General features: G+C 68.0%; 20 protein-coding genes. 4 read left to right on the forward strand and 16 right to left on the reverse strand.

Annotation, left to right across the window (positions count from 1 at the left end; translation table 11 throughout):
• Positions 1-28: 28 nt before the first annotated feature.
• The 6 genes from HFGMBDPB_RS07925 to HFGMBDPB_RS07950 are packed head-to-tail and all read right to left on the reverse strand — an operon-like array spanning position 29 to position 6,722.
• Positions 29-991 carry a VOC family protein gene (locus HFGMBDPB_RS07925; RefSeq protein WP_016452044.1) on the reverse strand — a complete coding sequence of 321 codons (963 nt, stop codon included), beginning with the start codon at positions 989-991 and terminating at the stop codon, positions 29-31.
• A 12-nt stretch (positions 992-1,003) separates the two neighbouring features.
• Positions 1,004-2,479: an aldehyde dehydrogenase gene (locus HFGMBDPB_RS07930; RefSeq protein ID WP_047217884.1), complete on the reverse strand. Its 1,476-nt coding sequence runs from the start codon at positions 2,477-2,479 to the stop codon at positions 1,004-1,006.
• Between the two features lie 35 nt (positions 2,480-2,514).
• Positions 2,515-4,221 (reverse strand): thiamine pyrophosphate-binding protein, encoded by a 1,707-nt coding sequence (locus HFGMBDPB_RS07935; protein ID WP_016452045.1) that lies wholly within the window; start codon positions 4,219-4,221, stop codon positions 2,515-2,517.
• Positions 4,222-4,255: 34 nt separating this feature from the next.
• Positions 4,256-5,053, reverse strand: a complete 798-nt coding sequence (locus HFGMBDPB_RS07940; protein WP_047326348.1) for an SDR family oxidoreductase — start codon at positions 5,051-5,053, stop codon at positions 4,256-4,258.
• Complete coding sequence (locus HFGMBDPB_RS07945) at positions 5,046-5,939, reverse strand: IclR family transcriptional regulator (RefSeq protein ID WP_212645173.1); 894 nt, start codon at positions 5,937-5,939, stop codon at positions 5,046-5,048. Before HFGMBDPB_RS07945 ends, HFGMBDPB_RS07940 begins: the two co-directional genes overlap by 8 nt.
• A gap of 12 nt (positions 5,940-5,951) precedes the next feature.
• The gene (locus tag HFGMBDPB_RS07950) at positions 5,952-6,722 is read right to left on the reverse strand and encodes an SDR family oxidoreductase (RefSeq protein WP_012202888.1); all 771 of its coding nucleotides are present in this window, start codon (positions 6,720-6,722) and stop codon (positions 5,952-5,954) included.
• A 554-nt stretch (positions 6,723-7,276) separates the two neighbouring features.
• Between HFGMBDPB_RS07950 and HFGMBDPB_RS07955 the strand changes: the two genes are divergently transcribed.
• From HFGMBDPB_RS07955 to HFGMBDPB_RS07965, 3 genes are all read left to right on the forward strand, one after another.
• A complete protein-coding gene (locus HFGMBDPB_RS07955) occupies positions 7,277-7,552 on the forward strand; it encodes a hypothetical protein (protein WP_046989307.1) in 276 nt (91 codons plus the stop codon).
• Positions 7,553-7,815: 263 nt separating this feature from the next.
• Positions 7,816-8,163, forward strand: coding sequence for a type II toxin-antitoxin system RelE/ParE family toxin (locus tag HFGMBDPB_RS07960; protein ID WP_017406311.1), 348 nt, complete (start codon positions 7,816-7,818; stop codon positions 8,161-8,163).
• The gene (locus tag HFGMBDPB_RS07965) at positions 8,160-8,468 is read left to right on the forward strand and encodes an XRE family transcriptional regulator (protein ID WP_016449816.1); all 309 of its coding nucleotides are present in this window, start codon (positions 8,160-8,162) and stop codon (positions 8,466-8,468) included. Before HFGMBDPB_RS07960 ends, HFGMBDPB_RS07965 begins: the two co-directional genes overlap by 4 nt.
• A 12-nt stretch (positions 8,469-8,480) precedes the next feature.
• Here HFGMBDPB_RS07965 and HFGMBDPB_RS07970 read toward each other — a convergent pair whose 3' ends face one another.
• From HFGMBDPB_RS07970 to HFGMBDPB_RS08010, 9 genes are all read right to left on the reverse strand, one after another.
• Positions 8,481-9,242, reverse strand: coding sequence for a 5'-methylthioadenosine/adenosylhomocysteine nucleosidase (locus tag HFGMBDPB_RS07970; RefSeq protein ID WP_016452051.1), 762 nt, complete (start codon positions 9,240-9,242; stop codon positions 8,481-8,483).
• Positions 9,243-9,345: 103 nt separating this feature from the next.
• Entirely contained in the window at positions 9,346-10,143 is a 798-nt protein-coding gene (locus HFGMBDPB_RS07975; protein ID WP_016449818.1) for an aspartate dehydrogenase, read from the reverse strand.
• Positions 10,144-10,197: 54 nt separating this feature from the next.
• Complete coding sequence (locus HFGMBDPB_RS07980; RefSeq protein ID WP_126311145.1) at positions 10,198-11,004, reverse strand: IclR family transcriptional regulator; 807 nt, start codon at positions 11,002-11,004, stop codon at positions 10,198-10,200.
• A gap of 22 nt (positions 11,005-11,026) precedes the next feature.
• A complete protein-coding gene (locus tag HFGMBDPB_RS07985; protein ID WP_212645174.1) occupies positions 11,027-11,881 on the reverse strand; it encodes an alpha/beta fold hydrolase in 855 nt (284 codons plus the stop codon).
• A 14-nt stretch (positions 11,882-11,895) separates the two neighbouring features.
• Positions 11,896-12,426: a cupin domain-containing protein gene (locus HFGMBDPB_RS07990; RefSeq protein WP_016449821.1), complete on the reverse strand. Its 531-nt coding sequence runs from the start codon at positions 12,424-12,426 to the stop codon at positions 11,896-11,898.
• A 198-nt stretch (positions 12,427-12,624) separates the two neighbouring features.
• On the reverse strand, positions 12,625-13,821 hold the full coding sequence (locus tag HFGMBDPB_RS07995; RefSeq protein ID WP_212645175.1) for an MFS transporter: 1,197 nt from the start codon (positions 13,819-13,821) through the stop codon (positions 12,625-12,627).
• 22 nt (positions 13,822-13,843) lie between these two features.
• Positions 13,844-14,728, reverse strand: a complete 885-nt coding sequence (locus tag HFGMBDPB_RS08000) for an NAD(P)-dependent oxidoreductase (protein WP_016452055.1) — start codon at positions 14,726-14,728, stop codon at positions 13,844-13,846.
• A gap of 136 nt (positions 14,729-14,864) precedes the next feature.
• Entirely contained in the window at positions 14,865-15,455 is a 591-nt protein-coding gene (locus HFGMBDPB_RS08005; protein WP_013804518.1) for a TetR/AcrR family transcriptional regulator, read from the reverse strand.
• Between the two features lie 81 nt (positions 15,456-15,536).
• Positions 15,537-16,028, reverse strand: coding sequence for an Lrp/AsnC family transcriptional regulator (locus tag HFGMBDPB_RS08010; RefSeq protein WP_016449824.1), 492 nt, complete (start codon positions 16,026-16,028; stop codon positions 15,537-15,539).
• Between the two features lie 143 nt (positions 16,029-16,171).
• Between HFGMBDPB_RS08010 and HFGMBDPB_RS08015 the strand changes: the two genes are divergently transcribed.
• Positions 16,172-17,617, forward strand: coding sequence for an L-lactate permease (locus tag HFGMBDPB_RS08015; RefSeq protein WP_212645176.1), 1,446 nt, complete (start codon positions 16,172-16,174; stop codon positions 17,615-17,617).
• Positions 17,618-17,685: 68 nt separating this feature from the next.
• Here HFGMBDPB_RS08015 and HFGMBDPB_RS08020 read toward each other — a convergent pair whose 3' ends face one another.
• A complete protein-coding gene (locus HFGMBDPB_RS08020; protein ID WP_016449826.1) occupies positions 17,686-19,365 on the reverse strand; it encodes a long-chain-fatty-acid--CoA ligase in 1,680 nt (559 codons plus the stop codon).
• Positions 19,366-19,447: the final 82 nt, after the last annotated feature.

Genomic DNA, 19,447 nt, shown 5'->3' on the forward strand with positions numbered 1-19,447 from the left:
TTGTGGGGGTAGGCCGTCAGGCGCGGTCTCAATGCCGCTTGTCGGTGATGAATTTCCCGTCGCTGGTACCCACGCCCTTTTGGCGCCGGGTGTTGCCGTCGATGCCGCCATCGATGGCCCATTCGGCAAACACCGTGGGGCCGGGCTCGAACTCGCGGGGCTGCCAGTCGGCGGTGAGCTGGTCCTCGTCGGCGTAGTACTCGACCAGGGCGCCGGCCGGATTGCGGAAGTACCAGAAATAGGCCGAGGACACGGGATGGCGGCCCGGGCCCAGCTGGGTGTCCCAGCCGCAGCGCGAGATGTGCATGCCGCCGCCGAAGACCTCGTGGATGTCGCGCACCGTGAAGGCCACGTGGTTCAGGCCAGCGTCCTTGGCGGGGCGCTGCAGCAGGAAGATGTCGTGGTGGCCGCCGTCGGGTGCGCAGCGCAGGAAGGCGCCGCGCTCGGGGTAGCGGTCCGAGGCCGCGAAGCCGAAGTTGTCCACGTAGAAGCGCTCGCAGGCCTGCACGTCCTTGACGAAGAACACCACATGGCCGACCTCGATGGGCTGGGCGCGCTCGTAGGCCGGGCTGGCCTGGTTGACGCGGTCCTTGCGGTCCCAGGTGTTGTAGGCGGCGCCTTGCACATCCACATCACGCTTTTGCGTGACCTGCAGGCGCACGGACAGGCCGTTGGGGTCGGTGCAGCCTATGCGCCCCTGGCCCTGTGTGAAGCCCGGCAGCGCGGCAATGCGGCTGGCGTACAGCGCAAGGTCCGCCTCGCTTTCCACACCCCAGACCACCTCGCGCAGCGTGGGGCCGGCCTCGATGGCAGGCGGCAGATCGGGATGGTCCACGGTGGCCACGATCACGCGGCAGCCGTTGAGGGTCTCGAACACCAGCCGGTCGTCCGCTTCCTGCACCAGCGCCAGGCCCCAGTCCAGGAAGAAGCGGCGGCAGGTGGCCAGGTCGTCCGCTCCGTAGGTGATTTCGTCTATGCCCAGTACGCTCATGTCGATTCCCTTTCAGTTCGCCCAGGCCAAAGGCTGGTCGTTCAAGCCCCAGTACATGCTCTTCTGCTCCATGTACTGCTGTATGCCCAGCCGTCCCTTCTCGCGGCCCAGGCCGCTGTCGCGCCAGCCGCCGAAGGGCGTGGAGATGGAGAACTGCTTGTAGGTGTTGATCCAGACGGTGCCGGCCTGCACGGCGCGGCCAATGCGCCAGGCGCTCTTGTAGTCGCGCGTCCAGATGCCGGCGGCCAGCGCGTAGACGCTGTCGTTGGCCTGGGCGAGCAGGTCGTCCTCGTTGTCGAAGGGCATGGCCACGAGCACGGGGCCGAAGATTTCCTGCTGGCAGATCTGCCAGTCGTTCTTCACGCCGTCGATGATGGTGGGGCGGTAGTAGTAGCCGCGCTCGAACTGCGCGCCCTCGGGCCGCTGGCCGCCCGTGAGCAGCCGGCCGCCCTCGGACAGGCCCAGGGCCACATAGCTCTCTATGGATTCGCGGTGCTTGGCGGTGATCAGCGGCCCCATCTGCGTACGCTCGTCGGCCGGGTCGCCCACCTGCAGCGCGGCGGCCTTGGCCGTCAGGCGCTGCATGAATTCGGCATGCAGGCTGCGCGCCACGAACAGGCGCGAGCCCGCGATGCACGACTCGCCCGAGGAGCTGAAGATGCCGTAGAGCACGCCGTTGACGGCATGGTCGATGTCGGCATCGGCCAGCACCATGGTGGCCGACTTGCCGCCCAGCTCCAGCGAGACCGGCATCATCTTGTCGGCCGCGATGTGGGCGATGTGCTTGCCCGTGGACGTGCCGCCCGTGAACGACACGCGCTTGACCAGCGGGTGCTTGGTGATGGCGTCGCCGATCACCGAGCCCCGGCCCGGCAGCACGCTGACCAGGCCCTTGGGCACGCCGGCCTCTTCGCAGATCTTCGCCAGCTCCAGCGCCAGCAGCGGCGTGGCCTCGGCGGGCTTGACGACCACGGCGTTGCCGGCGGCCAGCGCCGGAGCGAGCTTTTGCGCCTCGCTGGCGATCGGCGAGTTCCACGGCGTGATGGCCGCCACCACGCCCATGGGCTCGTACACGCTCATGGTCATGAAGTCGCCGCGCGAGGGCGTGATGGTTTCCTCCATGGTCTCGCAGGCGGCTGCAAAGAACTGGAAGGTGGCGGCGGCGCTGGCCACCAGCATGCGTGTTTCCTTGATGGGCTTGCCGTTGTCCAGGCGCTGCAGCTGGGCCAGGGGCTCGGCGCGCTCGCGGATCAGCTGGGCCACGCGGTGCAGCACGGCCGCGCGTTCATGGGGCTTTTTCTGGGCCCAGCCGCTGGTGCGGAAGGCGTGGTCGGCCTTCTGGATGGCCTCCTCCACATCCTCCAGGCTGGGCGCGCGCAGGCGGCCCACCACTTCGCCGGTGGCGGGATAGAGCGTGGTGGATTCGCCACCGCCGCCCAGGCGCCATTCGCCGGCGATGTTGATGGGGAGCAGTTCCAGGTTCGACATGGTGAGCCTCTCTCGTTCGTTCGAATCCAGCCGCCTCAGGCGGCCTTGGTGGCCGTGGTGGTGGCCGGGATCTGGTCCAGCTTGTTCACGGGCGGGCCAGAGAACGTGGCCTTGAAATTGCCGATGGCGCGCATGTCGATCTCCAGCAGGAAGGGGCCCTTCTTCGTCCAGGCCGACTGCAGCACCGCCGGCAGCTCCTTGAGGTCTTGAACGCGGGCATGGGGCAGCTGGATGGAGGCGCACAGCTGCGCGTAGTCGGGCGTGTGCAGCTCCACATAGCAGCGGCGGCCGCCGTAGGAGGCGTCCTGGATGTTCTGGATCACGCCGTAGCGCTGGTCGTTCATCAGCACGATCAGGGTGTCGCACTCTTCCTGCACCAGCGTGGCCAGCTCGCCCAGGTTCAGGATGAAGCCGCCATCGCCCGCCAGGCCCAGCGTCTTGCGGCCCGAGCCGCTGACGGCCGCGCCCACGGCTGCGCCGATGGCCATGGGCATGCCCATGCCGATGCCGCCGCCCGTGGCGTGCACACCCGCGTTGGGCTCGAAAAAGCGCAGCTCGCGGTTGCCCCAGGTGCTGTTGGAGACGGTCACGTCGCGCACCCAGTTGAAGTTGCGGCCCACGGCCTTTTGCAGCTCCTGCACCAGCACGCTGTACGGGCCCAGGCCGTCGCGCATGGTGGCCACGGCCTCGTCGTGCACCTGGCGCAGGTCGGCCAGCAGCTCGGGGTCGGCCTTGTAGCCGCGTGCCTCCAGCCGGTCGGCCAGGCCCGTCAGCGCCAGGGCCGAGTCGCCGCAGACAAAGCCGTCGTCGGCGTAGCAGCGGCCCTGCTGGGCGGCGTCCACATCGATGCGCAGCAGCGGGCGCGGCAGCTTCAGTTCGTACTTCAGCGTCTCATTGCTGCGCAGGCGCGTGCCCACGGCCAGCATGGCGTCGCAGCGCTGGTAGAAGGCCTCCACGGGCTTTTGGATGTTGTAGGCGCCCAGCGAGGCCGGATCGTCCTCGGCCACGATGCCGCGGCCCTGGCCCGTGCTGACGATGCCGAAGCCCAGCGCCTTCAGGCGCTGCACGGCAGCGACTGCGTGGCGTGCGCCGCCACCCAGCCACAGCAGCGGGCGGCGTGCCTTGGCCAGCGTGTCGGCCAGCGCATCCAGCGATGCCTCGCTGGGGGCCAGCACGGCCACCGGCAGCGGCGACAGGTCGGCCGGCATGTCGATCACGGTCTGCTGGATGTCGATGGGAATCTCAACGCTCACCGGACCGGTCGGCGCGGTCATGGCGGCCTGCACGGCGGCCTTCAGGGTGGACAGGCAGGTCTCGGCGCTGCGCACGCGGAACGCCGCCTTGGACACGGCGCCCAGCATGGTCAGCTGGTCGGGAGCCTCGTGGATGTACGACAGCTTCTGGTCCAGGTACTGCGTCTCGATCTGCCCCGTGATGTGCAGCAGCGGCGTGCCGGCCGTATAGGCCTCCACCAGGCTGCCCGCAATGTTGCCGGCGGCCGGGCCGGTGCTGGTGATGCACACGCCCAGGCTGGAGGTGGAACGCGCGCAGGCATCGGCCATGTTGCCGGCGCCGGCCTCGCCGCGCGCCATCACGAAGCGGACCCTGCCGCGCGCATGCATCGCGTCCAGGATGGGCATGTTGTGGATGGAGATCACCCCGAACGCGGCCTGCACGCCGCAGTGTTCGAGGAACTGGGCCACAACGGCGCCGACGGTGATTTTGGATGCGGAAGAAGTCATGTTCTGCTTTGAATCGGGTGAAGGGGCTGAAGCACTACGCTTGCCGTGCAAGACCACCGGAGACGTCGATGTGGCTGCCGGTCGTGTAGGAGGACAGGGGCGTGGCGAGATAGAAGATGGCGCGCGCGGCCTCGTCGGGCGAGCCCAGGCGGCCCAGCGGAATGGACTTCTTGCGGGCGAGGTCGGCGCTCCAGGCGTTCCAGTCCTGGCTGCGGTCCTCGCGCGCCTCGAAGCGGCGGCGCCACTGGCCGGACTCGATCAGGCCGACCAGGATGCCGTTGACGCGCACGCCCTTGGGCGCGAACTCGGTGGCCATGGAGCGCACCAGGTTCTTGAGGCCGGCGCGCGCGGCCGAGGTGGCCACCATGTGCGGCTCGGGCTGCGAGGCCAGCAGCGAATTGACGCAGACGATGGCCGGCTCAGCCGTGCGCTCGAGCTGCGGCAAAAAGGCGCGCGTGGGATGCAGCACCGAGAAGAACTTCAGGTGCAGCTCCTCGGTCCAGGCCGCATCGTCGGTGCTGGCAAACGTCGAGACCCGGCCCTGGCCCGCGTTGTTCACGAGGATGGAGGCCGGACCCAGCGCAGCCTCGCTGTCGCGCGCGAATTGCTGCACCTGGGCGGCGTCGAGCACGTCGCAGGCCTGGGCGAACAGGCGGGCCTCGGGATGGCGTCCGCGCAGTTGCTGCACGGCCTGATCCAGGCGTTCGGCGCTGCGCCCGCACAGGGCGACACGCGCGCCCTGCGACAGCAGCAGATCGACCGTGGCCAGGCCAATGCCCGAAGAGCCGCCGGTGACGACGGCCGTGGTGTCCTTGAGTTGGGAATCAAACATGGCCGCCTCCTGCGCGCCGGGAATTGAGGGAAAGCAGCTGTGCCGTCTGCGTCTGCGTCTGCGCTTGCGGTCGGTAGTTCAGCAGCTCGGACAGCTCGGCCGCCGCGTCGCAGACGCCGGCGATCAGGGTCTCGGCACGGCCCTCCTCCACATGGGGCGCGGGGACCGTCGTGCCCAGCGCCGCCACCACGCGGCCGCTGTGGTCGCGCACGGGGGCGGCGATGGTGCAGATGGAGCTTTCGTAGAAGCCTTCGCTGAACACATGGCCGCGCTCGCGGTCGGCCTCGACCAGGTTGAACAGGTCCAGCACCGTGCGCGGCGTCTTGGGCGTGTGCGCTTCCAGGTGCTCCTCGGGGTAGAGCGCGCGCAGCTCGGGCAGGGACAGGTCGGCCAGCAGCACGCGGCCCAGTGCCGTGGCATGGGCGGGCAGGCGCGTGCCCACGCGCACCGAACTGGTCAGCGGCGTGGGTGGCGTGACCTTGGCCACATAGACGATGGAGCGGCCATCGCGCACCACGATGTTGCAGGGGTAGCGAATCTCGCCGCACAGCCGCGCGATCACGGGCTGGCCCAGCTCGGTCAGGTCCATGGACGACAGGAACTCGAAGCCCAGGCGCAGCACGGACAGGCCCAGCCGGTAGTCATTGCTGCCCTCGGCACGCTGCAGAAAGCCCATGGCCTCCAGCGTGTTGAGCATGCGGAACACCGTGGCGCGCGGCAGCTGCAGGCGGCGGGCCAGCTCGGGCGCGCCCAGCGTGGCATTGCCGCGCCCGAACTCCTGCAGCAGGCGCAGGCCGCGCTCCAGCGCGGGCACCATGTACTTGTCGGCGCCGTTGTCCGCGCTCTCGGCGCTCTCGGCATTCCCGGAAGAGGGGGTGTCGGTCATGGCGAAACCCCTTCAATTCATGACGAAGCCGCCGTTGACGGGCAGCACCTGCCCCGTCACGAAGCGCGCGCCATCGGACAGCGCATAGGCCACGGCGCCCGACACATCCTCGGGCCGCTGCTCGCGCTGCAACGCGCGCTGGTCGATGTACAGGCGGTGGCGGTGCTCGGGCACGTATTCCGTGGCCTCCACCAGCACCAGGCCCGGCGCCACGGCGTTGATGGTGATGCCGTCGGCGCCCAGCTCGCGCGCCATGGAACGCGTCATGGCCATCACCGCGCCCTTGCTGGCCACATAGGCCATCAGGTTGGGGGCGCCCCACATCGCGGTATCGGACGCCAGGTTCACGATGGCACCCCGGCCGCTGTCGCGCAGCGCGGCGCGGCAGGCGCGCGTCATCAGCCACACGCCGCGCACGTTCACGTTCATCACCTGGTCCCACTTGTCCAGATCGATGTCGTCCATGCCCTTGCCGCCCGAATCGGTCACGGCCGCGTTGTTCACCAGGCCGTCCAGCCCGCCCAGCGCCTGCACGGCCTGCTGCGCGCAGCGCTCTATCGACTCCGGATTGCCGGCATCCAGCCCGAAGCCATGGGCCTCGAAGCCCTGCGCACGCAGCCGGGCCACGGACTCGGCCAGCAGCTCCTCGCGCAGATCGGCCATGGCGACACGCGCGCCCTGCTCGCAAAAGGCCTTGGCGAACGCAAAGCCCAGGCCGCGCGCCGAGCCTGTGACGAGGATGCGGCGGCCGGCAAGCTGGCCTGTGGAGGGCGTGGTGTTCATGGCGTACCTCAATCGAAGGGGGTTTGTGTCTGTTTCAAATTTGAAATGACACTTTTTTCTTGAAACAAGCGTGAGTTTAGGACTGATGGGGCGGGGGGGGATTGGGGAAAACACGGAGACGTGTGGGAAATGGATGACAGAGGTGTGTCTGGGTGTGTTTTGGATGGGGGCGTTTTTATGGCTTGCGAGGACATGCCCGCCCTGCGGGCGCGTTCATACGGGGAGTGGGGTGCGGGCCGTCGCTTCGCTCGGCCTGGGGTTTGAGGCGGGGTTGTGGAATGCCTCTATGATTTCGGTGGCCCCCTGTTCCGGGGCTGGTGCTTGAAAACACCATCAACACACAGCGGCAGAGCCTCCCCGAAAGTGAGGCCTCGTCACGTCTGAACACTTGGACAGTGGGCATCGCACCCGCACGTCCACACGGTTTTGGATGGGATGGGGCTACCCGCAAGGCTGCCCGCACGTCTGTGTGCGTGTTTTCAACATCCCATCCACCCTTTCTGCGCTTGAAAACGCAGGTCGGGTGTTTCCGTCTCGCACAGGAGTACGAAAACATGAACGATCAGCGCACCGCTCTTCCCACACGCGCCAGCTTCGAGCAACTGGCTCGCACCATCACCGAAACCAATGGATGGGTACAGGAAGGCTGCAACGAAATACGGGCCCTGGCCCAACTTGCATTGGCCAGCCTCCATGCCCCAGAAGACTTGCGACGTCCGCAAGCCATGGCTCACGCACTGCGCGCCATCCGCGATGGCGCTGAGTCACTGGCCGACTATGTGCAAGGCGAAGCCAGAAGCGTAGGTTGCGACCCCACTCAAAGCCCATAGCCACGAGTGCGGCCACATCCGGCCGAGCGCAGCGAAGGGGTCGCGGGCATTCGGGTTGCCGTCTTTGACCTGACCTTTATTGGCGCATCAAGATGGGCCATCGGCTGCCAGGCCAGGAACCAGGCATCGAAACCAAGCAATCGCAGTAGCAGGAATTCCCCTCGCGTCCAGCGTCAAGGCTTTGGCCTCCGATGACACACGGGCTACACGGTCATCAGTAAAGATACGCAGCAAAATAGTACTTTTTTAGATACACTTTTCCGATGGAAGAGCCCATTCTTTCCGTTGTCTTCTACCGGTCCGATGCCGGCAAGGAGCCCGTGCGTGACTGGCTTCTTGAACTTACGGTGGAAGACCGCAAAGCCATCGGCGCCGATATCAAGACTGTCCAATACAACTGGCCTCTGGGCATGCCCGTAGTACGCAAGATGGAGCCAGGACTGTGGGAGGTGCGGTGCAGCATTGGCGATGGCATCGCACGTGTCCTATTCACGGCCCAGAATGGAAAAATGGTTCTGCTGCATGGCTTCATCAAGAAGTCGGCCAAGACCCCCGCGCCGGATCTGACAACTGCCAGAAACCGGCTCAAGAAGCTGAGGAATACCCCATGAACAAACATCTAGGCAGCAATTTCGATGACTTCCTCGAAGAAGAAGGCCTGCTTGAGGAGGCCACAGCTATCGCAGTGAAGCGGGTGATTTCCTCGCAATTCGCACAGGCGATGAAAGCCCAGAAAGTCAGCAAGACCGAGATGGCGACACGCATGCGCACCAGCCGCATGGTGGTGAACCGCCTGCTGGACGAAAACGACACCGGCGTCACCCTGGCCACGTTGGCCCGCGCCAGCGTGGCGCTTGGCACGGCTTTGCACTTTGAACTGGACGATGCGACGGTTCTCCAGGCATCAGCGGCATAAAAGCACGACCGCTCAGCGCTGCGCTGACAGCCGCCGCAAAAACCCATCCACCACCCGCAACGCATACCGACTCGCCACCACCCTCACAAACTCCGCAAAGTCCACATGCGCACTGTCATCCGCCCGATCGGAAACAGTCCGCATGGCCGCAAACGGCACGCCATAGTCCAGGCAGGCCTGCGCCACCGCAGCCCCTTCCATCTCCACCGCCAGCACTTCATGCCCTGCAGCACGCAGGCCCTGCGCCAGGGCGCAAGAAGCGCCCGCCGTGCCCACGAACTGGTCACCGCTGGCAATCAGCCCCTGGTGCGCGCGCGGCGCCGTGGTGGCGTGGGCAGCGCGCAGGTCTTCGCCCGCCTCGGCCACGCAGGCCTGGGCAGCCGCCAGCAGCGCGGCGGTCATTTCAGGGTCGCAGGGCAGGCGCGTGCGTCCGTAGCCGGGCATTTCCCAGCGCGGGAAGATGGGCGAGGCGTCCAGGTCGTGCTGCAGGTATTCGTCGGCCACGACGACATCGCCCACGCGCACGCCTTCGCCCAGGCCGCCGGCCACGCCGGTGAAGGCGATGCGGCGCACGCCGAAGCGCTCGATCAGCGCCGTGGCCGTGGTGGCGGCCGCCACCTTGCCTATGCCCGACAGCGCGCAGACCACGTCGTGCCCGTGCAGGCGCCCGCGCCAGAACATGCGGCCGGCGTGGGCCGTGCCCTGGGCGTCGGACAGGGCATGGACCAGGCCTTCCTGTTCCTGCGGCAGGGCACTGAGGATGGCGATGGTCATGGTGGCTTCTCTTTCAACGGCACAGGGAAAAAGCAAAGGCGGCCCGGGGGCCGCCTGCGGGGCGAAAGCGCCCATTGTGCCGCGAGCCTGTGCCCGGCGCGACTCAGATGGCGATGGCCGTGGCCTGGTTGAGCACGGCGCGCACCACGCTGTACACGGTGAGGGCCGAGGTCTTGGGGTTGGCCGCCAGCGGCTTGCCGCGCATGGTCAATTCCATGGACCCGAAGGCGCCGCGCGCGGCCACATGGTGCACGTTCTCGTCCACGCCCGGGTCGGCGTACAGGCGCACCGTGGTGCGGTCCAGGCCCATGCCGGCCAGCGACAGGGTGGCGGCCACGTTGGCGTTCTTGGGGTAGAGCTGGGCGGCCTCGCGTGCGCTGCCTTCGAAGATGCAGAAGGCTTCCTTGAGGCTGGCAAGGTCGCAGCGCTGTTCTGCGGGCGTGCCGGTCCAGGCCAGGGGCGGCTTGCGGCCGGTGTAGACCACTTCATCCAGGCCGCCGATGCGCGCAGCGGCCAGCGCATCCACGCCGCCGATGGCACCCGACAGCAATTGCACCTGGGTGCCTCCGGCCTCGGCCGCCGCCTGCACGGCCTCGGCCATGCCCGGGGCGCTGAGTGCGCCGATGGAGGCCACGACGGCAGGAATGCCGCGCCGCAGGGCGGGCAGCACATGCTCCTCGATGGCGGCATGGCCCGCGCACTCCACGATGAGGTCGGGCCGGTCTTCGGCCGCCAGCGCAGGCACGGCACGCGCCTGGGGCGCATGCAGGGCCAGGGTGGCGCGCACGGCGTCGGTCACTTCCGGCACAAGCACCCAGCCCACCTGCACGGCGGCATGTCCCTTGAGCAGTTCGAGCACGCTGGCGCCAATCGCACCGCAGCCAATCACAGCAATCTTCATCGTCATATCTTTCTGGGAAGGAATGCGCTGGCGGCCGGTGTGCCCACCATCCGTTCAGCGCAGAAAACCGGGATGCTGGGTGCGCAGGTGGCCGGCCAGCTCATCGGCGGCGGCACGTACCTGCTCCACCCAGTCGGCCATGCGGCCGGGAGCGATTTCGGTGAAGGCCACGGCCATGCCCAGGCCCGCCACGATGCGCCCCTGCGCATCGCGCACGGGCGCGGCGATGCTGGAGACGCCGGGCTCGTAGAAGCCCTCGCCCATGGCGTAGCCGCGTTCATGGTCCTGCTGCAGCAACTGCAGCAACTGTTCCACGCTGCGCGGCGTGCTTTCCGAGAACTGGGGCAGTTCGCTGCCGCCGAACAGGGCGCGCAGCTGGTCCGCGTCCATGTCCTGCAGCAGTGCCCGGCCCAGCACGGTGGCATGGGCCGGCAGCCGCGAGCCCACGCGCACGGCGCCCTGGAAGGCGCCGGCCGGCGCGATGCGCGCCACATAGACCACGGAGGTGCCGTCCAGCAGCGCCAGGTTGGTGGTGAAGCCCAGCCGGTCGCACAGCGACTGCAGCACGGGCTCGGCCAGCTGGGCCAGCGGCTGGGTGGACAGGTAGTCGTAGCCCAGGCGCAGCACGGCCAGGCCCAGCCGGTATTCGGTGCCCGAGCGTTGCAGATACCCCATGCCCTCCAGCGTCGTCAGCATCCGGAACACCGTGGACCGGGGCAGCGCCAGGGTGCGCGCCAGGTCGGGCGCGCTCCACACGGGCTGCGAAGGCGTGAAGCAGGCCAGCAGGCGCAGGCCGCGCTCCAGCGCGGGAACGGTGTAGCGGTCGTTGTCGGTGGAGAGGGTTTCGGAGGTATCGCTCATCGCAATTCGGGCAGGTAGGCCATCAGGTCAGCAGGGTGGCCAGCCTCTGTGCGACATCCGCAGGTTGTTCGACGACAGAGGCATGGCCGGCTGCCGCAAGCGTAACGTACCGCGCCCCCAGTCTTGCGGCCCAGGCCGCGCAGGCAGCCGGCGGCGTGACGACGTCGTGCTCTCCCACCCAGACCTCGACCGGCATGGCAAGGTGCCCCTCCGCCTGCCCCAGGTCGCTGCCGCACAGCAGCTCCACGGCCTGGGCGTAGCCTGCGGCATGCAGGCGCGCCGTGTTCCAGCGCACCCATTGGCGCACGGGCTCGGGCGCGGCGGGCGAGACCAGGCGCTGGTCGATGGCGGCGGCCAGGCCTTCGATGCCTTTTTCCTGCAGGGCCGCAAGACGGCCCTGGCGTACCTTGGCCTGCTGCTCGCCCATGCCGGGTGCGCCATAGCCGCCAGCGGGGCTGATCAGCACCAGTTGCTGCACGCGCCCGGCACCGGCCTGCACCGCCCAGGGCGTGCCCATGAGCGCACCCAGCGAGTGGCCCACCAGCAGGCAGCGGCGCACGCCCAGCGCCTGCAGCGACTGCTCCAGCACGCGGGCGTAGTCGGCGCCCGTGGGCGCGGCGGGTGCCAGCGGCGTGGAGCGGCCATAGCCGGGCGCGTCCCAGGCCAGCACACGCGTGCGCGGCGCCAGCGCCAGGGCCACGTCCAGCCAGGAGGCGGCGCCCGAGCTGATGCCGTGCAGCATCACCACGGCAAAGTCCGAGGCCGTGTCGCCGGCCTCGCGCCAGGCGACCTGGGCGCCACCGGGCAGGGCGATGAGGTGTTCGGGAAACTGCGCCTGAAGGCGCTGCTCCATGCGTTGCAGCGTCTGCGCGGTCATGGCAGGCCCGCTACTCAACGTTTGATTTTTGCCAGGGGGTGTTCTGGGGGATAGGTGGGCGTGATGGGCTTCTTGGCACCCAGCATCACGCACATTAGCGCGTCTTCGTCGCCGATGTTGATTTCCTCGCGGTACACGCCGGGCGGCACGGAGACCACGTCGCGGTCGGTCAGGATGGTCTCGAAGCGCTGGCCGTCCTTCTCCAGCACGAGCTTGAGCTTGCCGCGGATCAGGAAGAAGACTTCCTCCACATCGGTGTGCAGGTGCGAGGGGCCTTCATTGCCGGCCGGGATGACCATGGTGGAGAAGGTGAAGTGCTCGGCCGGAATGGTGTTGCTGTCCGCAGCCACGCCCGTGCCGCCCGTGCCGATGTAGCGCATCTGGCCACGGCGGTACTTGGGATCGAAGTCGGCCTGGAACTTCAGCGCGTCGAAGTCGTACTTGCGCGTGGAAAACCGCGCCACGCGCGACTCCATCCATTGTTCGAAGCTGGAGCCTTCGGGCTGGTCCCAGGTGCGGGGCGTGTTCTGAGCGGATTCGGACATGTGTCTCTCCATCAACGTCGGTGGACATGGCGGGGAAGGCGCCATTTGTTTTATCCATGAATCACAGTTCATGGGGTAAAACAATTATAGGAAGATTGATCGCACGCAACAAGGGCCACATGCGCAGCGGCATGTGGCCCCTTTGCTGCCCATCTGTTGAGGGAACAGCGATGCGGGTGCAACAGCGATGCGGGTGCCTCAGGCAGCCATGCTGCGCCGCCCAGGCCGAAAGCCCGCATGGCTGGCCGGCCAGACCACGGACAGGCAGGCCAGTGCCAACACCGCCAGCGCCCAGGGCAAGGCGCGGGCACCCAGCCAGCCCAGCAGCAGTCCGCCGGCCACGCCGCCGCTCGCCACGGCCAGGTTGAAGACCGTCACCAGCATGGACTGGGCCACGTCGGCGCCCTCGCCTGCCGCGTCGGCCAGCGCGGTCTGAAGCAGCGTGGGCGCGCCGCCAAAGCTCAGGCCCCAGGCCGCAACGCCGATCAGAACGGCCACGGCCGACTGCCCGGCCAGGCCCAGCACCAACGCAGACACGGCGAACAAGGCCAGGCTCAGCACGGTGAGTGCGCGCAGCCAGCGGTCCACCAGCAGGCCCGTGAGCCAGATGCCGGCAATGGCCGCAAGGCCGAACAGCAGCAGCACCCCATCCACCCTTTGCCCCAGACCCGCCGAAGCCAGGAAGGGCGCGATGAAGGTGTAGAGCATGTTGTGGGCCAGCATCCAGCCGAACAGCGCCAGCAGCACGGGGCGCACGCCGGGCATGAGCAGGATGCGCGCCACGGGCAGGCGCTGCTGCGCCGTCTGCCCGGCGTAATCCGGCACACCCAGCCGCACCCAGGCCAGCAGCAGCAGGCACAGCGCCGACAGCGCCCAGAACACGCCGCGCCAGTCGAACAGGCTGCCCAGCCAGGCGCCCAGCGGCACGCCGGCCGCCAGGGCCAACGGCTGGCCCACGCCCGCCACGGCCAGTGCACGCCCCTGCAGATGCGGCGGCACCATGCGCCGCGCATAGCCGGCCACCAGCCCCCAGATCACGCCCGCAGCCATGCCTGCGGCAAAGCGGGCGACCAGGGTCAGGCCGTAGTGGCCGGACAGCGCGGTGAGGCTGTTGAACAGCAGCAGCCCGCCCACCGCCGCCATGAACAGCGGCCGGCGCCTGAGGCCGCGCGTGGCGGCCACGACGGGAATGGCGGCCAGTACCGAACCCAGCGCGTACAGCGTGACCATCTGGCCGGCCATGGCTTCGGACACTGCCAGTCCCGTGCCGATCTGGGGCAGCAGGCCGGCCGGCAGGGCCTCGGTCATGATGGCCAGAAAGCCTGCCATCGCCAGGGCCAGCAGCCTGCCCAGTGGCAGGCCTGTGTCGAAGGAGGTGTCCATGGGCGAATTCATTGCCTTGTCCTTGCTGCGCATCTCAGGCATGGGAGGCTGGATGGGATGCCAGGTGGGATGCCGCCATGTCCTTGTCGCCATGCCCGGCGGCCAGCGCGCGCTCGAAGCGGCGCAGCCCGGCCTGGGCGCCATCCAGCAGCAGGCCTGCGCCGGCGGCGGCATCGGCCACCAGCTGCGCGTCCTTGACGGCATTGGCCACGGTGAAGCTGGCGTCGTAGCGGCCTGACAGCATGGCAGCGGCCTTGGCCTGGAAGAAGCCGCTGTCCATGGGCCCGCCCGTGACGGCATCGACCACCAGGGCCGGTTCTATGTCCAGCCCCTTGGCCAGCGCCAGGCTTTCGGCCAGGCCATGCGTGAGTGCGAAGGCCCAGTGGTTGAGCGCCAGCTTGAGCCGGCTGGCGGCGCCTGCCTGCTGCGCAATCCACAGGCTGCGTTTGCCAATGGCATCGAACACCGGCTGCACCTGGCCGCGCTGCGCCAGCGGGCCTGCGGCCAGGATGACCAGCTGGCCCTGCTCGGCCGGCTGGCGCGTGCCCTGCACGGGGCAGTCGTAGAACGCCAGGCCATGCCGATCGGCGAACTGCGCCAGCGGCGCGATGGCGTCCACCCCCACCGTGCTCAGTTGCAGCCACAGTGTGCCCGGCTGCAATGCGGGCGCTGCAGCCTGCATGGCCTGCAGCACGGCCGGCCCGTCCTTGAGCACAGTGACGACGATGCGGGCGCCACGCACGGCGTCGGCCGCGTCGCCACAGGCCTGAACGCCGTCGGCCGCAAGGGCCTGGGCCTTGGCGGCCGTCCGGTTCCAGGCCCGGACGGTGAAGCCCTTGCGTTGCAGGTTACGCGCGACGGGCGCACCGATCAGGCCCGTGCCGAGCACCGCAATGGTGGTTTGAAGGTTTGAATGCATGGGAACTCCTGGGTGATGAGAGAGTGAAACAGACACGGAAAACTGAAATCCGCATTACTGGAACGATCATTCCAATTCAAGGAAAATAAAAACCCGCAACGGCACGACATGCGCGCGGCGGGTGACGGGTGGCCGGCTATTGCGCCTGCAGCGCCATGTCGACCACGTCGACCACGTCCATCAGGCACTGGCGGCGCTGCGGCGCGCTGCTGCCCTTGCCCAGCACGCGCAGGCCCTGCACGGTGTTCAGGACGAAGCGCGCCAGGGCGCGCGGCTTTTTGCTGTCGGTGATGTCGCCTTCCTGCTGGCCGCGCAGGATGAGCTTTTCCAGCGCCTTTTGCAGGCGCTGGAAGTTGCCGGCCACCCTCTCGGCCACGGCCTCGTCATGGCCGGCCAGCTCCAGCGCGGCATTGGCGACCAGGCAGCCCCGGCGCCCGGCATCGCTCAATTCGTCCTGCACGATGCGCAGCAGCAGTTGCCGCACCAGGTCCCGGGCGCGTCCCGGGCCGGACAGCAGTTCCACGTTGGAGGTGGTCACGGCCTCATAGCGGCGCAGCGCATGCTGGAACAGCCCCTGCTTGTTCTCGAAGGTGCCGTACAGGCTGCTGCGCGACAGGCCCGTGCCGTCCACCAGGTCCTGCACCGAGGTGGCCGCGTAGCCGCGCTGCCAGAACACCTGCATGGCGGCGTCTGCAATGTCATCGGGGTCGAAGTCCTTGGTGCGCATGGTGGCTCATTGAATTGGAACGATCATTCCATTCAATGTAGGCGGCCGTTTAGCGGCTGTCAAGATTGCGCCAAAGGGCCTTCACTCGCAGGGAATTTCCAGCCCGACCTTCACGCGGTCCAGCGCCACGATGGTCTTGAACCATTTGACGTTGGGGTTCTCGGCAAACAGGCGCCTCGCCAGCGCCTCGTACTCCTGCATGGTGGCCACGGTGAGCACGAGCACGAAGTCCACCTCGCCCGTGACGTAGTAGCACTGCTGGACCTCGGGCACGGCGAAGTGCGATTTCATGGCGTTGAGCGCGTCGATGCTGGTGCGCTCGGTCATGACCTCCACGATGATGGTGATGGGCCGGCCCACGCGCGTGGGGTCCACGGTGGCGGCCTGGCCGGTGATCACGCCTTCGGCCTGCATGCGCTTGAGCCGGCGCTGCACGGCGGCCGTGGACAGGTTGACCTGCTCGGCCAGCAGGCGCAGCGGCACCGTGCTGTCGCGCTGGACGATGGCCAGGATGGCGCGGTCGAAGCCGTCGAGGTCGGCCAGGTGTGCAGGGTGGGCGGTGTGCTTGGTCATGGGACGCGAGGATTTTTGGAGGGTGAGAAATTTTCTCGCAAACACCCTAAATTCAGAGACCAAAAAACAGGTGCTGCGAAATAGTATTTCGTCGTTTTCCGCATCCAACGCATGCGGACCTGCCTGCCGAGAAAGCCCATCCCATGGCCACCCTGCTCCACCTGTCTCCCGTGTTTCTTGTGATGTCCATGCTCATGGTTTTGCGCCGCCCGCCTGTGCAGGCGGCCATGGCCGGGGCGGCGCTGGTCGCCCTGCTGTGGCTGGTCGATGCCTGGATGGCCAAGGGCACCGCCGCTTCCGGCGCCGCCCTGGCCGCAGCGCGCGACACGGGCGTGCTGTTCCTGAGCACGGCCTTCGTGATCGTGCCGGGCCTGGGTTTCGTGATCCTCATCGAACGCATGGGTGTCAACCAGGCGCTGAGCCAGTGGGTGCGCTCGCTGGGCCTGGGGCCGGCCGATCAGGTGGTGTTCATCGTGCTGGGCCTGGCGCCGCTGCTGGAGGCGATGACGGGTTTTGGCGTGTCGCTGATCGCCACCGTGCCGCTGCTGCTGAGCCTGTTCGAGCGGCGCGCCGCACTGCGCATGGCGCTGGCGGGCATGGCCATCATGCCCTGGGGCACGCTGGGCCTGGCCACGGTGATCGGAGCCTCGCTGGCCCATGTGGATGCGGCCGCGCTGGCCGCTGTGTCCTCGCTGACCAGCGCGCCGGTGTTCCTGGTGCTGGGCGCCCTGTCCCTGCACCTGGCAGGCGAGCGCGGTGCGCGGGCCTGGCTGCTGCTGGGCGGCTTTGGCCTGCTGTTCGTGGGCGTGCTGCATGGCATCAGCCGCTGGCTGGGTCCCGAGGTGGCGGGCGTGGGCGCAGGCTTTGCGGTGGCGCTGGGCATGCTGGTACGCGCACTGCTGCTGCGCGGCACGGCCCAGGCGGCACCCGGCTGGCCGCGACAGGCCTGGCCGTATCTGGCGCTGGCCCTTGCCATCGTGCTGCTCAAGCTGCTGGCCCTGGCCACGCAGTGGGACCAGCGCTGGATCGTGCAGGGCGCCCAGGTGGCCTGGAAGCCGCTGGCCTCGCCGGGTGTGGCGCTGACCCTGGTGCTGGCCCTGCTGCTGGCGCGCGGGGCCGGCCGTGGCGTTGCCCTGGCTGGTGCACTGGCCGCCCGCGCCAAGCGCCCGCTGCTGACCATCTTCTTCTTCCTGGCGATGTCCCAGATGATGGTCAAGGCCGGTTTCCTGTCCGGCCTGGTGCAGATGCTGGCCGAGCTGGCGCCTGCGGCCCTGGCGCCGATCGTGGCCGCCTTCGGTGCGCTGGCCGGCTACATGACGGGCTCCAACGTGGGCGGCAACGCGATCTTCATGCCCGCCATCGCCCTGCTGCCCGAGTCCTCGCGCCTGCTGCTGGCCGCCGTGCACAACAGCGCCGCCGGGCATGCGGCGCTGGGCTCTTTGTCCATCGTGATGCTGGTGCTGGGCTTGGCACGGACCACCGCGCAGGAAGAAGGCGAGCTGGTGCGCTTCGGCTTTGCGCTGGCCTGCCTCAATGCGGCGGCCGTGGCGCTGGCGGCGCTGGTCCTGGCGGGTCCGGGCGTGTTCTGAAGACGTGTTCCCTCCCAATGAAAAGAGGCGCCGCAGCGCCTCTTTGCAAACACGGCAAGCCGCCCGCGTTACTTGCTGTCGCGCAGCTCCCGGCGCAGGATCTTGCCAACCGGGGTCTTGGGCAGTTCGGTGCGGAACTCGATCACGCGGGGCCGCTTGTAGCCCGTGAGGTTGTCGTGGCAGAAGTCGCGCACGGCCTGTTCGGTGAGGCTGTCGTCCTTGCGCACGATGACCAGCTTGACGGCCTCGCCGGTCTTCTCGTCGGGCACGCCGACCACGGCGCATTCGAGCACGCCGGGGCAGTTGGAGACCACGTCTTCCACTTCATTGGGATAGACGTTGAAGCCGCTGACCAGGACCATGTCCTTCTTGCGGTCCACGATCTTGAAGTAGCCGCGCTCGTCCATGGTGCCGATGTCGCCGGTGCGAAAGTAGCCGTCGGCGGTGAACACCTTGGCGGTTTCGTCGGGGCGCTGCCAGTAGGCGGCCATGACCTGCGGGCCCTTGATGGCGACCTCGCCGCGCTCGCCGATGGTGGTCACGTCGTTTCCTTCGTCATCGACGAGCTTCATCCAGGTGCTGGGCAGGGGCACGCCGATGGTGCCCGAGAACTCGGTGGAGGTGACGGGGTTGCAGCTGACCGAGGGACTGGTCTCCGACAGGCCGTAGCCCTCGCAGATGGGACAGCCGGTCTTTTGCAGCCACAGCTGGGCCACGGCGCTTTGCACCGCCATGCCGCCGCCGACCGAGACCTTCAGGTGCGACCAGTCCACGGTGTTGAAGTCCGGGTGGTTGGCCAGGCCGTTGAACAGCGTGCTCACGGCCGGGAAGCTGTGAAAGCGCTGCGTGGACAGCTCCTTGAGCGTGGCCTTGAGGTCGCGCGGATTGGGAATCAGGATGGTTTTGCCGCCCGTGCGCATGGACAGCATCATGTTCACCGTGAAGGCGAAGATGTGGTACAGCGGCAGCGCGCAGATGCTGGTGGGCTGCTCGCCGGCCGGCACCTTGCCCATGGCGGGCTGGTTCCAGGCCTCGGACTGCAGCACGTTGGCGATGATGTTGCTGTGCAGCAGCACCGCGCCCTTGCTCACGCCCGTGGTGCCGCCCGTGTACTGCAACAGGGCCATGTCGGAGGCCTGCAGCTGCGGCGCCTGGAAGGGCGAGCGCATGCCCTTGGCCAGCGCGTCGTTGAAGCGCACGGCCCCTGGCAGCGAGAACGGCGGCACCAGCTTCTTGACCTTGCGCACCACGTAATTGACGATGGCGCCCTTGAGCATGCCCAGCTGGTCGCCCATGGTGCACAGCACCATGTGCTGCACGGGCGTGGCGGCCTTGCAGGCCTGCAGCGTGTGGGCGAAGTTCTCGATGATGACGATGGCCTTGGCGCCCGAGTCCTTGAGCTGGTGCTCCAGCTCGCGCGCCGTGTACAGCGGGTTGACGTTGACCACCACGAAACCGGCGCGCAGCACGGCGGCCACGGCCACGGGGTACTGGGGCACGTTGGGCATCATCAGCGCCACGCGGTCGCCGCGGGCCAGGCCCAGGCTCTGCAGATAGGCAGCGAAGGCGCGGCTTTGCGCATCGACCTGGGAGTAGGTCAGCTCCTTGCCCATGAAGGAATAGGCCACACGGTCCGCGTAGCGGCTGAAGGCCTCCTCCATCAGGGCCACCAGCGAAGGGTATTGGGAGGGATCGATGTCGGCGGGCACACCTGCCGGATAGGCACCCAGCCATGGGCGGTCACTCATGCTGCTTGTCTCCTGGTTGTCTCGACTAATCGTGCATTCTCATAAAAAGCACGGTCGTTCGATACTGTGATAACCCTAGTAC

Origin of the sequence: Delftia sp. PE138, from assembly GCF_018320755.1 — a bacterium.
Taxonomy (GTDB): Bacteria; Pseudomonadota; Gammaproteobacteria; order Burkholderiales; family Burkholderiaceae_C; genus Comamonas; species Comamonas tsuruhatensis.

Coding starts and splice junctions, on each gene's coding strand:
- HFGMBDPB_RS07965 (WP_016449816.1), top strand. CDS start 8,160: ATGAACAAACATCTAGGCAGCAATTTCGATGACTTCCTCGAAGAAGAA.
- HFGMBDPB_RS08015 (WP_212645176.1), top strand. CDS start 16,172: ATGGCCACCCTGCTCCACCTGTCTCCCGTGTTTCTTGTGATGTCCATG.
- HFGMBDPB_RS08010 (WP_016449824.1), bottom strand. CDS start 16,028: ATGACCAAGCACACCGCCCACCCTGCACACCTGGCCGACCTCGACGGC.
- HFGMBDPB_RS07960 (WP_017406311.1), top strand. CDS start 7,816: ATGGAAGAGCCCATTCTTTCCGTTGTCTTCTACCGGTCCGATGCCGGC.
- HFGMBDPB_RS07935 (WP_016452045.1), bottom strand. CDS start 4,221: ATGACTTCTTCCGCATCCAAAATCACCGTCGGCGCCGTTGTGGCCCAG.
- HFGMBDPB_RS07995 (WP_212645175.1), bottom strand. CDS start 13,821: ATGAATTCGCCCATGGACACCTCCTTCGACACAGGCCTGCCACTGGGC.
- HFGMBDPB_RS08000 (WP_016452055.1), bottom strand. CDS start 14,728: ATGCATTCAAACCTTCAAACCACCATTGCGGTGCTCGGCACGGGCCTG.
- HFGMBDPB_RS08005 (WP_013804518.1), bottom strand. CDS start 15,455: ATGCGCACCAAGGACTTCGACCCCGATGACATTGCAGACGCCGCCATG.
- HFGMBDPB_RS07950 (WP_012202888.1), bottom strand. CDS start 6,722: ATGAACACCACGCCCTCCACAGGCCAGCTTGCCGGCCGCCGCATCCTC.
- HFGMBDPB_RS07975 (WP_016449818.1), bottom strand. CDS start 10,143: ATGAAGATTGCTGTGATTGGCTGCGGTGCGATTGGCGCCAGCGTGCTC.
- HFGMBDPB_RS07990 (WP_016449821.1), bottom strand. CDS start 12,426: ATGTCCGAATCCGCTCAGAACACGCCCCGCACCTGGGACCAGCCCGAA.
- HFGMBDPB_RS07940 (WP_047326348.1), bottom strand. CDS start 5,053: ATGTTTGATTCCCAACTCAAGGACACCACGGCCGTCGTCACCGGCGGC.
- HFGMBDPB_RS07930 (WP_047217884.1), bottom strand. CDS start 2,479: ATGTCGAACCTGGAACTGCTCCCCATCAACATCGCCGGCGAATGGCGC.
- HFGMBDPB_RS07980 (WP_126311145.1), bottom strand. CDS start 11,004: ATGAGCGATACCTCCGAAACCCTCTCCACCGACAACGACCGCTACACC.
- HFGMBDPB_RS08020 (WP_016449826.1), bottom strand. CDS start 19,365: ATGAGTGACCGCCCATGGCTGGGTGCCTATCCGGCAGGTGTGCCCGCC.
- HFGMBDPB_RS07955 (WP_046989307.1), top strand. CDS start 7,277: ATGAACGATCAGCGCACCGCTCTTCCCACACGCGCCAGCTTCGAGCAA.
- HFGMBDPB_RS07925 (WP_016452044.1), bottom strand. CDS start 991: ATGAGCGTACTGGGCATAGACGAAATCACCTACGGAGCGGACGACCTG.
- HFGMBDPB_RS07970 (WP_016452051.1), bottom strand. CDS start 9,242: ATGACCATCGCCATCCTCAGTGCCCTGCCGCAGGAACAGGAAGGCCTG.
- HFGMBDPB_RS07945 (WP_212645173.1), bottom strand. CDS start 5,939: ATGACCGACACCCCCTCTTCCGGGAATGCCGAGAGCGCCGAGAGCGCG.
- HFGMBDPB_RS07985 (WP_212645174.1), bottom strand. CDS start 11,881: ATGACCGCGCAGACGCTGCAACGCATGGAGCAGCGCCTTCAGGCGCAG.